The organism is Proteiniclasticum sp. (assembly GCF_003514505.1).
Taxonomy (GTDB): Bacteria; Bacillota; Clostridia; order Clostridiales; family Clostridiaceae; genus Proteiniclasticum.
The window spans coordinates 40,284-55,772 of record NZ_DOPX01000007.1; the positions used below are offsets into that span (position 1 = coordinate 40,284).

Annotated in this window: 15 protein-coding genes and 1 pseudogene; all 16 read left to right on the forward strand. The window is 44.5% G+C overall.

Annotated elements, in window-relative coordinates:
• Positions 1 to 5: 5 nt before the first annotated feature.
• Entirely contained in the window at positions 6 to 794 is a 789-nt protein-coding gene (locus tag DEF30_RS01135) for an MBL fold metallo-hydrolase (protein ID WP_294095464.1), read from the forward strand.
• Positions 795 to 797: 3 nt separating this feature from the next.
• Positions 798 to 971 carry a CxxH/CxxC protein gene (locus DEF30_RS01140; protein WP_294095467.1) on the forward strand — a complete coding sequence of 58 codons (174 nt, stop codon included), beginning with the start codon at positions 798 to 800 and terminating at the stop codon, positions 969 to 971.
• Between the two features lie 50 nt (positions 972 to 1,021).
• Positions 1,022 to 1,519 carry an SEC-C metal-binding domain-containing protein gene (locus tag DEF30_RS01145; protein ID WP_294095473.1) on the forward strand — a complete coding sequence of 166 codons (498 nt, stop codon included), beginning with the start codon at positions 1,022 to 1,024 and terminating at the stop codon, positions 1,517 to 1,519.
• Between the two features lie 155 nt (positions 1,520 to 1,674).
• Positions 1,675 to 2,292 (forward strand): hypothetical protein, encoded by a 618-nt coding sequence (locus DEF30_RS01150; RefSeq protein ID WP_294095476.1) that lies wholly within the window; start codon positions 1,675 to 1,677, stop codon positions 2,290 to 2,292.
• Positions 2,276 to 2,743, forward strand: coding sequence for a 23S rRNA (pseudouridine(1915)-N(3))-methyltransferase RlmH (locus tag DEF30_RS01155; protein ID WP_294095478.1), 468 nt, complete (start codon positions 2,276 to 2,278; stop codon positions 2,741 to 2,743). Before DEF30_RS01150 ends, DEF30_RS01155 begins: the two co-directional genes overlap by 17 nt.
• Positions 2,744 to 2,754: 11 nt before the next feature.
• Positions 2,755 to 4,791, forward strand: a complete 2,037-nt coding sequence (locus DEF30_RS01160) for an alkaline phosphatase family protein (protein ID WP_294095481.1) — start codon at positions 2,755 to 2,757, stop codon at positions 4,789 to 4,791.
• 169 nt (positions 4,792 to 4,960) lie between these two features.
• Entirely contained in the window at positions 4,961 to 5,917 is a 957-nt protein-coding gene (locus tag DEF30_RS01165; RefSeq protein WP_294095484.1) for an NAD(P)H-dependent glycerol-3-phosphate dehydrogenase, read from the forward strand.
• A 269-nt stretch (positions 5,918 to 6,186) separates the two neighbouring features.
• A complete protein-coding gene (locus tag DEF30_RS01170; protein ID WP_294095491.1) occupies positions 6,187 to 7,380 on the forward strand; it encodes a DUF3798 domain-containing protein in 1,194 nt (397 codons plus the stop codon).
• Between the two features lie 112 nt (positions 7,381 to 7,492).
• Positions 7,493 to 9,097: a sugar ABC transporter ATP-binding protein gene (locus tag DEF30_RS01175; protein ID WP_294095494.1), complete on the forward strand. Its 1,605-nt coding sequence runs from the start codon at positions 7,493 to 7,495 to the stop codon at positions 9,095 to 9,097.
• Positions 9,090 to 10,184, forward strand: coding sequence for an ABC transporter (locus DEF30_RS01180; protein ID WP_074912561.1), 1,095 nt, complete (start codon positions 9,090 to 9,092; stop codon positions 10,182 to 10,184). Before DEF30_RS01175 ends, DEF30_RS01180 begins: the two co-directional genes overlap by 8 nt.
• Complete coding sequence (locus DEF30_RS01185; protein WP_294095504.1) at positions 10,184 to 11,659, forward strand: ABC transporter permease; 1,476 nt, start codon at positions 10,184 to 10,186, stop codon at positions 11,657 to 11,659. The genes DEF30_RS01180 and DEF30_RS01185 overlap by 1 nt, the downstream gene beginning before the upstream one ends.
• A gap of 159 nt (positions 11,660 to 11,818) precedes the next feature.
• Positions 11,819 to 12,568, forward strand: coding sequence for a hypothetical protein (locus DEF30_RS01190; protein ID WP_294095507.1), 750 nt, complete (start codon positions 11,819 to 11,821; stop codon positions 12,566 to 12,568).
• A gap of 55 nt (positions 12,569 to 12,623) precedes the next feature.
• A complete protein-coding gene (locus DEF30_RS01195; RefSeq protein WP_294095510.1) occupies positions 12,624 to 13,307 on the forward strand; it encodes a YjjG family noncanonical pyrimidine nucleotidase in 684 nt (227 codons plus the stop codon).
• 106 nt (positions 13,308 to 13,413) lie between these two features.
• Entirely contained in the window at positions 13,414 to 14,304 is an 891-nt protein-coding gene (locus DEF30_RS01200; RefSeq protein ID WP_294095511.1) for an alpha/beta hydrolase, read from the forward strand.
• Between the two features lie 82 nt (positions 14,305 to 14,386).
• Positions 14,387 to 15,037 carry an adenylate kinase gene (locus DEF30_RS01205; RefSeq protein WP_294095513.1) on the forward strand — a complete coding sequence of 217 codons (651 nt, stop codon included), beginning with the start codon at positions 14,387 to 14,389 and terminating at the stop codon, positions 15,035 to 15,037.
• 199 nt (positions 15,038 to 15,236) lie between these two features.
• Positions 15,237 to 15,489, forward strand: a pseudogene (gene tnpA, locus DEF30_RS01210) (IS200/IS605 family transposase); the annotation flags it as partial.

The following is a 15,489-nucleotide window of genomic DNA, read 5'->3' on the forward strand; positions in this document are numbered from 1 at the left end:
GAACTATGATTTTTTGTTCATTATACAGTGGCTCCAGCGGCAACAGCATATTTGTTGCTTCTGAGAAAACAAGGCTTCTGGTGGATGCCGGTCTCACGGGAAAAAGCATCATCAGCGCCTTGGAGAACATTGGAGAAGAGCCCGGAGAACTGGATGGAATCCTTGTGACCCACGAGCACATTGACCATGTGAAAGGGGTTGGCATTCTATCCAGAAAATTTGATATCCCTGTGTATGCTGATGAAAAAACTTGGGTGGCCATGGAGCGCTGCCTGGGTAAAATCAAAGAACACAACATCAAAGTCATTGATGGTAATTTTGAAATCAAGGATCTGGAAATTTCCAGTTTCCGCGTGCCTCATGACGCGGTTTCCTGCCATGGATACACCATAGCTCATGCCGGGAAGCGGATCAGTGTGGCTACAGATATTGGTGTTTTTACCGAAGAAATCCGCAGAGCGATTCTGCATTCTGATCTGGTTCTTCTGGAAAGCAACCATGATGTGGAGATGGTGAAATTCGGTCCCTATCCCTATGAACTAAAACGGCGGGTGCTCAGCGAGCTGGGGCACCTCTCCAATATGGATGCAGGACTAGCAGCTTTGGAAATTTTGAAGGAAGGTCCGAAAAAGATTGTGCTTGGCCATTTGTCGGGTACAAACAATATTCCGGAACTTGCCTATAAAACAGTGGAAAATATTTTTCTGGAAGAGAAACTGCGCATAGGTCCTGGCATGGATGTTGAACTGTCTCTTGCGAGCAGAATTCGACCTTCCAGTTATACGGAGGTATAAGGGATGGAATACACATACAGCTGTCTTGAAGACTATGATATGGCCATAGATGATTTTATTTTAGAGCATGAAACATTTCCCATCATTGAGAAGGATGAGGAGCATCTTTGCGCTTACTGTTCTTCTAAGTCGTCATACAGGCTGAGTTTAGGGAAGCCGGTGGAAAAAGATCAGTAGGGTATGATATAATAGCGAAGCATATTTTATAGAGTAGAGGAGATTTATCAATGAATTTATACAAACGTTGGAACGATATGGTAGTGGATTATGTGAAGACCAAGGGTGAAAAAGCATTCTGGGATGAGTATTCTAAAGTGGAAGGCACCATTTATGCAAGAATTCTTGAAAAGCCTGAGGAGAAGTTCACCTATAAGATCGGAGAACTGGCGAAGGAAATCGGCACAACTCCAGAGTTTGTCATGGGGTTCACAGATGGAATCAATGATTCTCTGAATACCACCCTGGATCTGGAGACCATCGGGGAAGAAGATGAAATCACCCTGGATATCGATCTTGAAAGACTATATTACAATATGCTGGATGCGAAAGCAGAGTATCTATACAATATTCCAGCCTGGGATCATATTCTCACAGAAGAAAAACGGGAAGAACTGGCAAAACAGCTGAAGGATTCCAGAACCGTCCGTAATGAGAACAAGGTTGGCAGAAACGATCCATGTCCTTGTGGAAGCGGAAAGAAATACAAAAAGTGCCATGGAAAATAATCAGAAGGCATAGGAACACATACTGCAGATCCATGACAAAAGTCGGGGTCTGCTTTTTATTTTACGAGCACTTCTTCTTTTTTTTGAAACCCTTTTATAAATGGGACGGGGTACCATAGAGGAAAACAAATAAACAGGAAGAAAATGGTGAGTATATGAAGAAGACAGTGGGCATTGGTATGTGTTTGGTGCTATCCCTAGGTATGATCTATGGATGCTCCAGTTTGGATAAGACAAAAGAAGGGATGGACCCTGGCACCTCGGTGTCCAGAAAAGAACCGGAAAAATTTCAGGTGTATCCCCTTGATCATGGCATGCACAGGATCTTGATCACAAACCGTTTTGCAGAAAAGAATATAGAGACCCCGGATACGATTTATTTTTATAATGAGCAGTATGAAAGTCATTTTCTCATCAAAGAGGAAAAAAAGTCTGAAGCATTGGACAGCCTTTCCTTGGATGAATATCTGAGCCTTTCAAAGGAGAGTATTTCAGCTAAACTGGAAGAGGTGGAAGAATCCTTTGAAGAGACGCTTTCCTTAAAGCCCGATCAGAAAGAGTACTACATCAGAGGGACTCTGGAGGGCAAATCTATCACCTATGCAGTGGAAGTGATCGAAACGGAGAAAGCATTTATTGAAATGATCCTGTGGAGCTTCACAGAAAATATGGAAGAGAACAAGGGATATTATGAAGATCTCCTGAGGTCTTTTGAGAGGATGGATGTAGCTTCAGAAAATTCTAAAGGAGAAATGAATGAACCAGAACTTTGAAGTACGGATCATTGCCGTGGGGAAGCTGAAGGAAAGCTATTTGAGGGAAGCCGAGGATAGACTCAGCACAGTCTTAAGAAAGAAAGTGAGACTGACCCTTTGGGAAGTTCCGGATGAAAAAACAAAAGAAGGCGCCAGTGAGAAGGAAATCGAAAAGGTAAAAACACTGGAAGGTAAAAAAATGTTAAAACACTTTCTGCCCTCAGGGAAGATTGTGGCTATGGATTTAAGAGGAAAAAAGCTGAAGTCTGGGGAGTTTCAACGGATGGTACAAAAGTTTTCAGAAGAGGAGACTGCAGTGCAGTTTGTCATTGGTGGAAGCCTTGGCATATCTGAGGAAATTCTATCGATGGCACACCAGAAAATTTCATTTGGAGAGATGACCTATCCTCATCAGCTGTTCCGAATTATGCTGCTGGAAGAACTTGTGAAAATAGAAGACAGAGTTTAAAGGAGAAAGCAATGCAAGAAAGGCAAACAAACAGAAGGACATCCAGAAGGAAGACACACCACTTTGAAGGAATCCAGATCCTTCTCTATTTATGGGTCTCGGTGATTATTTTTGAACTGTTCTTAAGAACCCAGACAGAATCCGGGTTTTTTAATGAAGGTATTTTTTATTCGCTTCTTTTATCCAGTGCACTGGTTTTTCTTTTTTATCTTCTCAGCACATTTCTGCCGAAGAAAGCAAAGAAAGTGTTCTTAGGGTTTTTCCTGGGATTCATGACACTGCTTTTTGCTTCTCAGCTTATTTACTATAAGATTTTCAAGACATTCTATACGGTTTTTTCCGCGAAGAACGGAGGACAGGTGCTGGAATTCATCAATGACATTCTTTTTGCCATGGGTAAAAATGCATTGGGCTTACTGCTTCTTTTTGTTCCGCTCCTCGGGTATATTCTTCTCAGTGTGAAAGGAAAGAATCTAAAAACAAGATATCAACATACCTGGTTTGAAAGAGGATTTGTTGGCGTCCTGATGATTCTCTTTTTCGGCAGTGCGCTCCTAGGCATCAACTTAGGAAATCAGGATGTGAACTCTGCCTATGACCTTTATTATAGAAACAATTATCCTGTAGCCAGTGTCAATAAGCTGGGACTTCTTACCAGTATGAGACTAGATCTTCAAAGAACCATTTTTGGATTTGAGCAGGTGCTGGCACCACCACCACCAAAAGTGGAGATTCCGGATGTGGCGGAAGAACCGGAGAGTCCTGTCAATGAGGGTCCTGAGGAAGAACCTGCTCCAGTTTATGAAGAGCAGGTGGCGGATATTGACTTTGCAAAGCTCATCGCAGAAGAAACCAATGAGAATCTCAAGAATATGCATGTGTACTTCAGTGAGAGAACGCCAACAAAAGAAAATGAGTATACAGGTATGTTTGAGGGGTATAATCTCATTCTGATCACAGCAGAAGCTTATTCTCATTATGCCATCGACAAGGAACTGACTCCTACATTGTATAAGCTTGCCAATGAAGGGTTCCGGTTCACAAACTTCTACAATCCCATCTGGGGCGTCAGCACCTCTGATGGAGAGTATGTGGCCACCACAGGACTGATTCCAAAATCTGGTGTATGGAGTATGTATAAGTCTGGATCCATTTCCATGCCCTATGCCATGGGAAATCAGCTGAGACCTTTAGGTTATAAGACCATGGCCTATCATAACCATACCTATGACTACTATGAGAGAGACATCTCCCATCCAAACCTGGGGTATGACTATAAAGGATTGGGCAATGGCCTCAATGTGAGAAAGACCTGGCCTGAGTCGGATCTTGAGATGATGGAGCTGACCACGGATGAATATATGAAAGATGAGCCGTTCCATGCGTACTACATGACCGTATCTGGACATATGCGCTATGATTTCAATGGAAACTACATCGCCTATAAAAATAGAGACCTGGTTTCCCATCTGCCATATGGGGTAGGCGGAAAGGCTTACATGGCGACCCAGATAGAGCTGGACAAAGCTCTGGAGCATCTTCTAGCTAAACTGGAAGAGTATGGGGTTGCGGACAAGACGCTTATAGCCATGAGCGCAGACCATTATCCTTATGGTCTGGAGAAAGCGGATATCGATGAACTGGCAGGCCATACGGTGGAAGAGAACTTTGAGCTTTATAAATCCAGTTTTATTCTATATGCAAAAGGTATGGAGCCAGTAACCATTGACAGACCGGTTTCCAGTCTTGATATCATCCCGACCATTTCCAATCTCATGAACACGGACTTTGACTCAAGACTTCTCATGGGCGTGGACATGCTTTCGGATGCCCCTCCAAAAGTCATCTTCAATGACAGGAGCTTCATCACAGATGTGGGCAGCTACAATGCGACCAAAGGCGTATTCACTGTGAATCCAGGGGTCACCATGACGGAAGAAGAAAAAGAAACTTACAGAAAGGCCGTTTCTTCTGAAATCGAAAGGCAGTTTTACTACTCTGCGATGATCCTTGATACGGATTATTATGGAAAAGTTTTAGGAGAATAGAGAATGCAATACCTGCTGCATTAACGAGTGCAGCAGGTATTATTGTCTTAAGAATCCTTGAAGATTTCCAATATTCTTTGTAGAATTCTGGGAGCCTTTCTATAATAAAGAAGATGGACAACAGTTTGTTCACCTAAAATAGATTCATTGAAGAGATTGGAGAGAAACGATGAAGATAACAGTTTTAGGGTGTGGCAGATGGGGGTCTTTTATTGCGTGGTATTTGGACCGCAGAGGGCATGAAGTGTCCCTTTATGGAAGAGAAACCTCCAGAAACATGGCTAGATTTCTGGAAACCCGTGACAATGGACTTCTGACACTACCCGAATCAATCACACTGACAACAGAACTCAAGAAGAGTAAAGATGCGGAAGTACTTATTATTTCTGTGAACTCCCAGGGACTTCGGAGTCTCATGGAGGAACTTTCGGCCTATGACCTTCAGAATAAGACCTATGTGCTTTGTATGAAAGGCATGGAGATCTCCACTGGAAAAAGGCTGACAGAAGTGGTGGAAGAGTTTATGGATATAAACTCCAACGTAGCGGTATGGCTTGGACCTGGACATGTTCAGGAGTTCTACCGTGGAATTCCAAACTGTATGGTCATTGACGCCAAGGAAGAAGAGATAAAAGATAAGCTGATCCAAGCCTTTTCCTCGGATCTTATCCGTTTTTATTACGGAAATGACCTGATTGGGAATGAGATTGGTGGTGCAACAAAGAATATCATTGGCATTGCTGCGGGAATGCTGGATGGACTGGGATTATCCTCGTTAAAAGGGGCGCTGATGTCCAGGGGCACCCGGGAGATTTCAAGGCTCATGGAAGCCATGGGCGGAAATGGGATCTCTGCCTATGGGTTATGTCATCTGGGTGATTATGAAGCCACAGTCTTTTCAAAATACAGCCATAATAGAATGTTTGGAGAACTCTTTGTGAAGAAAGAGGACTATGACTCCCTTGCAGAAGGGTACTATACGGTAAAGGCCATCATGAAGCTTTCAAAGAAATATCATGTGGATCTGCCCATCTGCAGTGCGGTTTACGATGTTCTTTTTGAAGGAAAAGACCCCAAAGAAAGTCTCAACAGACTGTTCGTAAGAAGCTTAAAAGAAGAATTCTAAATCATCTGAGCCCCCTAGGAAATAGGGGGCTTTTTTGCACAAATGAATGATATCCTGCGCAGTAAACTCATCATACAAAATTGACTTGCAAAATTTTCTGATATTTTAATAATATGATACAGTACTTCACTAAAAATTTGATAATTATTAATAAAATTGTTGAATTATAAACAAAGTAGCTGTATAATCGTCATAATTCATAATGATTCGTAGTGGATAATACGAACATTAATATGATGAAGGGGGAAAGAAATATGTTGAAAAAAGCCATGTCACTTTTAATTGCATCCCTGATGGTGATTTCCATGGTTGGCTGCCGTAGTGGAGAAGCTCCGGAAGAGACTCCAGGCGAAGAAACACCGGTGGAAGAGCCAGGCGAAGAGACACCTGAAGAGCCAAGCGGAGAAGCTGAAGACTATAAGATCGGTATCATCACCGGTACAGTGTCCCAAGGAGAGGAAGAATACCAGGCTGCTCAGAACATGCTGAAGAAGTATGGAGACAAGATTGTCACTGCCACTTATCCTGACAACTTCTCCTCTGAAACTGAAACGACCATCGCAAACGTTGTTTCCTTAGCATCTGATCCAGCAGTGAAGGCTATTGTATTTGTACAGGCGGTTCCTGGTGCAGCTGCTGCCATCGACAAGGTACGTGAAACTCGTCCCGATATGTTGTTTGTCTCTGGTGTAGCAGCAGAAGATCCAGCCACCATCGCATCCAAATCTGATATCGTTATGCTGGTGGATGAAATCTCCATGGGCAGATCCATTCCTCAGAAAGCCGCTGAAATGGGGGCTAAGACTTTTATCCATTATTCCTTTGCTCGTCATCTTTCCTATGCGACCATAGCAGCCCGTCGTGAACTGATGATTGATGAATGCAAGAAGCTTGGCATTGAATTCGTTGATGTCAATGCGCCAGACCCAACAGGAGATGCTGGTGTATCCGGAGCTCAGCAGTTTATTCTGGAAGACGTTCCACGTCAGATCCAGCAGTATGGAAAAGACACCGCGTTCTTCTCCACCAACTGTGCTATGCAGGAACCACTCATCCGTTCCATTCTGGAACAGGGTGCAATTTACCCACAGCAGTGCTGTCCAAGCCCATACCATGGCTATCCAGCAGCACTTAACGTGAATGTATCCGGTCATGAAGGCGATGTAGACTATATGCTGGCTTCCATCGATGAAGTTCTCACAGAGTACGGTCAGGAAGGCAGAATGTCCACTTGGAGCGTTCCAATCAACATGCTGATGGTAGAAGCTGGTGTAGATTATGCTATTGAATTCCTGGAAGGCAGAACCAGTGGCAGAGTAGATGAACCAGCTCTAACAAAGATCGTCAACAGAATCGCAGGTGGAGAAGGTTCCGCTCAGATCACTCACTTTAATGAAGGTGGCGTGAAGCTGGACAACTACTACATGATTCTCTGTGATTTCTACGATTTCGGAGACAACTAAAACTCAGTAAGTTATTAGACTGATTACATAAAGAGTCGCCGGCTTCAAGCGACAAGCCGGCGACTCTTTTCGATAACAGAAATAAAGATACAACTTCAAGGGGGGATTCTATTTGGACACGAATTATCTTCTCCACATGGACAATATCTCAAAAGAGTATTATGGCAATAAAGTGCTGAAAAATGTAAGTCTTGCCATAAAGCCTGGAGAGATTCATGCACTCATGGGTGAAAATGGAGCGGGGAAGTCCACACTCATGAACATTCTTTTTGGCATGCCGGTGATTCACCAGACGGGTGGATTTGAAGGAACCGTTAAAATCGACGGGCAGGCCGTTTCCATCGATGCGCCCCACCACGCCATGAATTTTGGCATTGGTATGGTGCATCAGGAGTTTATGCTTATTCCGGGATTTACCGTAACAGAGAACATCAAAGTCGGGCGAGAAATCACCAATCCTACTTTTTTGAGCCGTGTTCTGGGGAAAAACCTTGAAACTTTGGATACAGAGCAGATGAGAAAGGATGCGAAAAAAGCACTGTCAGATATTGGTCTCAATATCGAAGAGTACGTGAAAGTCGCGGGACTGCCCATCGGGTATATGCAGTTTGTGGAAATTGCCCGTGAGATTGACAAGACCGGAATCAAGCTTCTTGTGTTTGATGAGCCCACTGCGGTGCTTACAGAAAGCGAGGCGGAAAGACTTCTTGAAATCATGAAACTCATCTCCAGCAAGGGCATTGCCATTATTTTTATTACCCATAGACTGGATGAAGTCATGGCTGTGGCTGACAGCCTGACGGTGCTTAGAGATGGTGAGTTTGTGGCCAGAAAAGAAGTGAAAGACTCCAATGTGGTGGAGATTGCAGAGCTTATGATCGGTCGTAAAGTAGAAAAACTGGTGGATGGCCTCGAAGATGAAAAAAGAGAAGTGGATCCCAAGAAAATCGCCCTGTCTTTAAGAGACTTTCATGTGATGATGCCTGGAGAAATGGTGAGAGGGATTGACCTCGATGTCTTTGAAGGGGAGATTTTTGGCATCGGCGGACTGGCAGGACAGGGGAAAATCGGTATACCCAACGGAATTATGGGGCTGTATGAGACAGAAGGGGCTGTAACTTTTTTTACCGAGATGCTGGAGCTGGATAAGCTTGGCAATGCCCTTCTACATGGAATTGCCTGTGTTTCTGAAGACCGTAGAGGAGTGGGTCTTTTACTGGAAGAATCCATTGAGGAAAACATCGCTTTCTCTGCCATGCAGGTAAAGGAAAATTTCCTGAAGAAAATCGGACCCTTGAAGCTTTTTGATCAGAAAAAAGCCAGAGACCATGCCAAGGACATGATTAAGCTTCTGGATATCCGCTGTACTGGACCCAAGCAGCCCGTAGGAGCGCTATCTGGTGGAAATCAGCAGAAGGTTTGCCTTGCCAGAGCACTGACCATGTCACCAAAGCTTCTCATTGTATCAGAACCAACACGAGGGATTGACATTGGCGCAAAAAAACTGGTGCTGGAGTATCTTATGAGGCTCAATCGTGAAAAGGGCATCACCATCATGATGGTCAGTTCTGAGCTTGTGGAGCTTCGGTCTTTATGTGACCGTATCGCCATTGTTTCAGACGGTAAAATCGTGACCATACTGAAACCTGATGACAAAGATGCGGAGTTTGGTCTTGCCATGGCGGGATCCAGGAAAGAAGGTGCGAAACATGCGTGAAAAACTCCATAAGATTTATGATAACATCGGGCTTCCAAGAATCATCATCATCAGTTTCTTCCTGTTTATGCTGATCATTGCCCTGCCATTGGGGCTTAATGTGCAGAGTCTCCTGGGGGATGCCATAAGACGTTGGGCTATGTACGGAATTCTGGTGCTTGCCATGGTGCCTGCGGTTCAGTCAGGTATTGGACTGAATTTTGGTATTTCTCTGGGAATTGTGGCTGGACTCATTGGTGCCACCTTTACCATTGAAATAGGCGTCGGCAACCCATTTCTTAGTATATTCCTGGCACTGTCTATCGCCATCGCCCTGGGAAGTCTCTTTGGCATCGGTTATGGACTCCTTTTAAACCGTGTGAAGGGCTCTGAAATGACCGTATCCACCTATGTGGGATTCTCTGTCATTGCCTTTATGAATATGGTATGGCTTTCTCTTCCTTATAAGAATGGAGATCTGATCTGGCCGCTGGGGGGCCAAGGCATGAGAAACACCATCAGTCTTTCCAGCAGTTTCGGTCATGTGTTCAACAATATTCTGGATTTCAGTTTTGGCATCAAAGATGGCGCATTCTACGCGACACCTGGGGATGACAAGTTCGGCCTTTATATTCCAACAGGACTGATTCTTTTCTTCCTGTTCTCCTGTTTCCTGGTATGGCTGTTTATGAGAAGCAAGGCTGGCATGGCCATGAGCGCTGCCGGTGCCAATGAGCAGTTCACAAAAGCATCCGGGATCAATGTGAACAAGATGAGGATTCTTGGTACCGCTATATCGACAGCTCTGGCTGCGGTAGGAATCATTATTTATGCCCAAAGCTATGGATTTCTCCAGCTTTATAATGCACCTCTTATGATGGGATTCCATTCCGTTGCTGCCGTGCTTATCGGCGGAGCAAGTATCAAGAGAGCGAAAATCTCCCATGTGCTCATCGGTGCGTTTCTGTTTCAGGGAATTCTCGCGGTGGCACTTCCTGTGGCCAATAAGATTCTTCCAGAAGGAAATCTGTCGGATGTCATCCGAATCATCATTTCCAATGGAATCATTCTCTATGCGTTATCGAAGACCAAGGGAGGTGCAAAATAATGACCATGAAGAATAAAGTGATGCACTTTCTCAATGAAAACAAGGTAGTACTCCTCTTTGTACTTCTATGTATCGGTGCCATCATCGCCTCGAAGAATCCATTGACCTTCGTTGCGGGAGAGCTGTTCACAAGAATCGGCCGTAATGGATTTATGGTACTGGCACTTCTCATTCCTGTTCTGGCGGGTATGGGACTGAACTTTGGTATCACCATTGGTGCCATCGCAGCACAGATTGCTGTATTCTGGGTGGTGTACTGGGGATTCAAAGGGATTGAAGGATTTATTCTCAGTCTTCTTATGGCAACACCTGTGGCCATTCTCTTTGGCTATCTCGTTGGAAAGCTGTTCAATCAGATGAAGGGCGCTGAAATGATTGCAGGTATGGTTTTGGGATTCTTTGCAGATGGACTGTATCAGCTCTTTTTCCTGTATGTCATTGGTGGCATCATTCCTGTGAATAACCCTACCTTGATCATCTCAGGAGGGATTGGCGTTAAAAATACCATTGACCTGGCGGGGAACCTCAAGTATTCTCTGGATACCGTATCCATGCTGAAGCTCATCGAGATTCTGTTTTTCATCTCTGTGGCGCTGCTTCTTATCAAGATGATTTTTAACAAAGTGAAAAAGACCGGTGCACCGGTGCTGAAAGACATCCTGACCCTTGCGGTAGTTCTTGGGATCTATGGTCTGACCTTTGTGCCATCAGTGGAGAAGTTCCTGTCTACAGATAGGCTCCTTCTACTGGACGGCGTCACCATAGGGGTGATCGCCTTAGCCATCTTACAGCTCTATAAGATGGTGGACGCAAAGTTCATCTCAAAGAAAGAGAGTTTCAATTTCAAGGAGCCCGTGGCAATGCTGATTGTTTTAGGCATCACCTATGCGCTGACTTATGTGAAGCCCATTGAGACAATACTGCTTTATGTTAAGATTCCTGTGACCACCTATTTTGCCATTGTGCTTCTTTGTATTTTCAACAATATGCTCCTGAAGACAAGACTTGGCCAGAATATGAGAACTGTAGGCCAGAGCAGAGTGGTTGCCAATGCTGCCGGTATAAATGTGGATCGGACAAGAATCATCGCCATGGTGATTTCTACAGTACTGGCTTGCTGGGGACAGCTGATATATCTCCAAAACATCGGTACCTTCTCCACCTATGGAGCCCATACTCAGGTGGGACAGTTTGCCATCGCCGCTCTTCTTGTAGGCGGTGCTTCTGTACAAAAAGCCACGAATAAACAAGCCATCTTGGGGGTAATCCTGTTCCATACACTGTTCATTGTGGCACCCCAGGCGGGAAAAGAGCTTTTCAACAATGCTCAGCTGGGTGAATACTTCCGTGTGTTTGTGGCCTACGGCGTAATCGCGGTATCTCTTGCCATGCACGCCTGGAAGGGGAAGGTCAAACCAAAGATCGAAGCGCCTCCCACACCACCAGCTTCTGATCCAGCCCTTGAAAAAGCATAGAACTTGGAAAAGAGTCTGCATGCAGGCTCTTTTTTTCTTGGATAATTAAGTGAGGATACGGAGTTATGTTCTTTTTTCTCTGAAAACTTAAGATATTGTTTAGAAAAGGGTCTGATAGGCTGTGCTACACTGAAGAAAAGAACAGGAGAGGTGAGTTTTGTGGGGAAAAAAATCATCATAGGTCTTTTAGGTCTCCTACTGATTGCGGTCACAGCTTTAACCATATTCTTTTATACGGACCACAGATACAGTTATGTCATCAGAACCTACCGGGCTCTTTCAGAGGTTCAGTCCATGGAAATCGCCTATAAAAGCAGAATGGGTCTGGGAGAGAATCAGTTGGGCATCCACGGCACTGCATCCATGACCTTTGCACCGAAAGCATCTTTTATTGAAGTGTATACAGAACTTCCCTTTCTAGGGTCCCAGAAGATCATGGATATTTATACCGAAGAGAAGGAGGTTTATCATAAATTCAATCTGGCATTTCTGCCTTGGCAAAGGGGCATTCCCATGCTTTCAGAGGATGCCTTCAATCCTTCTAATCTCACAGAACTGTCTCCAAAAGCGGAGCTAATTCCGATTCTTCGGTTTCTTTCTTCCCTAGAGAAAGAGGAGGATGAGGAGAAACTCGTCTACTATACCACGGACTTCTTCACGCCGGAAGAGTTTAAAAAAATCATATCAGAAACACTGAAGCTGGAGGGCATGAACACAGAAGACTGGAACATCACGTCCTACAGGATCTCAGCAGTTTTTGACAAGGAAGAAAAACTGCTGAAGGAGATTCGGGTGGAGTTTACGAATCAGGTGCGGAATCTGTCCTTGGACAATGAGTTCTCTTTGGAGATTCTTTCTGTGAACTCCGTGGAGACCATTGAAAAACCCCAGGGACTTCCTGAGGAATAAGGAGAAAATGGTATATAATGGATAGAGACTATACGTAAAGAGAGGAATTGGAATTTTGAAATACGACATACTTTTATTTGACGCAGACGATACACTATTTGATTTTAAAAAGTCTGAGAAGGAAGCTTTTCTCAGCACGCTGAAGGATTACGGTCTGGAGGAGCACAAGTCGGTTTATTTTGACACTTATCATGAGATCAACACGAAAATATGGAAAGAATTTGAGGAAGGAAAAATCACCCAAAGTGTTCTGAAGATTGAGCGCTTCCAAAGACTGAAGGAAGCGCTTTGCGGAGATTTTCAGGCCGAGGATTTCGCGGAGCGCTATACAGATCATCTGGCAGAGGCTTCTTTCCCTTATGAGGAGTCCCATGAGCTTCTTCAAAAGCTTTCGGGCAAAGTCCGGATGGGCATCATCACCAACGGACTGAAAAAAGTCCAGAGAAAAAGGATCAGACAATCGGTCCTCAGCCACTACTTTGAAGCCATTGTCATTTCTGAAGAGGCACAGGTCTCCAAGCCCGATGAGAGGATCTTTGAGCTGACCCTGGATCTCCTGGGTGAAGCACCAAAGGATAGAATCCTCATGGTGGGAGACAGTTTGGGGTCGGATATTCTAGGAGGCATACGCTTTGGTATCGATACCTGCTGGTTCAATCCGAGAGGTAAAATCAATAAAGGAGAGATTGTGCCCACTTATGAGATTTCTCATCTTCATGAGATTCTGAACCTGTTGTAGGATGGAACCTCCTTAGTACCGGTGTTTCTCCCGCTGCCATTTACTTTGATTTAGTAGTGCTCATCTGCCTTGGGTGTTCCTTTGCTCTACTGAAAGGATGAGGAGAATGGAAGGCATTCGGTCATTATTCAAGAGTGGTTTCACGAAAGAGTCCCGGAGAATGGAGTTTCTCGTCCACTATGACAAAGCCATGAGATTTCTGCCCCGAGCCCGGACCATTTATGATGTGGAAACCACCTTTGGTACGGTACGTATTTATTATTATGCCAGTAAAGGGAGCGAGGAGAAGGTGCCCCTTATTCTGCTCCATGGACATTATGCATCCACCATCATGTGGCAGCCGAATCTTCTCCCTTTGTCTGAGAGAACGCCGGTATATTCTGTGGACCTTTTGGGAGAACCAGGAAGAAGCAGATTAAGTAAACCTCTCTGGAAAGACAAAGATCATGCCGCTTGGCTGAAGGAAGTCATGGGAAAGCTTGAAATATCTTCTGCCATCCTCATGGGATCATCCATGGGAGGGTATTATGCGGTGAACTTTGCGAGGTATTACCCCGAAATGACGGAAGGCCTCATCCTTCTGGATCCGGTCTTTGTATTTTCTGGAGTATCCGCCCATACAGTGAAAGAGTTTGTGAGAATGGGCTTCAGCAAAGATAAAATGATCCCCTTTCTTCTGAACCGGAAAGACTTTCCCTTCAAAGACACCTTGGGAAAATCCATCACTCTGGGTCTGAAGTACTTTCGGTTCAGGTCCCCGGTGCCAAGAAGAATCCCTGAGAAAGATCTTCGAAATCTGAAGATTCCAGTGCTGGCTCTGATGGCTGGAAACAGTCTTCTTCATGATGCGGAAAAAGCCTTCCAGTACGGAAGAAAAGTCGTGCCATCCATTGAAATGGAGTACTGGAAAAATGCAAGCCATGCCTTGAGCTTTACAGAAAGTGATGAAGTCAATGAAAGGATTCTTTCCTTTCTTCTGGCCCACTTTGACCTCTAAATACGCTCTTTTTTCATATGCTTGTCTGTGGTATGCTTAACGTAAAGATTCAGAATAGTTTGTGAATGCATGGAGGTGTCATATGCGAGTAGTTCTTTTGGGTCCCCCTGGTGCTGGGAAAGGCACACAGGCAAAAATCATTTCTAAGGTTCTTTCTGTACCTCATATCTCCACCGGAGATATTTTCATGAAAAATATCCGGGAAGAGACAGAACTTGGTATCAAAGCGAAGGAGTACATCCACAAAGGCCTTCTGGTGCCAGATGAGGTGACCATCGGTCTTGTGCAGAGGAGACTGGAAGAAAAGGATGCTGGGGAAGGGTATCTTCTGGATGGATTTCCAAGAACGCTTTCTCAAGGAGAAGCCCTTTTAAACCATCTGGAGTCTTCCCATAAGATGCTGGATGCGGTTGTGTTTTTGGATGTCCCCCATGAGGAGCTGCTGCTCCGTATGGAAGGAAGAAGAGTCTGCAGCAGCTGCGGCGCAAGCTACCATCTGACTTTCAATCCACCCAGGGAGATGGAGGTCTGTGATCTTTGCAGTGGCCATCTCATCATCAGAAAAGATGACACCGAAGAAGCGGTGAAGGAAAGGCTTCGGGTGTATGAGTCGGAGACAAAACCTCTCGTTCATTTCTTCGAACTGAAAGGACTGCTGAGAAGAGTGGATGGCACAAAAGAGATAGATGAAGTCACAGAAGATGTTCTGGAGGCACTTCAGATCAAAGTATGAGGAAAAGATGACTTCAATGAATGAACCGGAAAGACTTTGTTAATATCTGACGATATCGTGGAATCTGGAGAGATAATTATGTTACAGGAATTGTGCCAGAAAGCCCATACCGAGCTTGCCCGGCTTCAGCCGTGGGATGAATGGCGCTTGCGTGGCAAAACATATTGCAGTTTGAATCTCATACCGATACAATGTGTTTATGAGCCAAACATATAGAAGAGCTCAAACAACTGTATCGCTGATCAATTATCATTTTGTATTCTGCCCTAGATACCGCAGAAAAGTATTGGTAGGTGCAGTTGAAGAACGATTGAAAATTCTACTTTCTGAAATTTGTGAAAAAATAGAGATTCAAATACTGGCAGTGGAATGTGATAAAGATCATTGACCCCTTTCCGTCAACGCATTGCCAACAATCAGCCCATCAGACATAATGGCAAAATTGAAAGGAG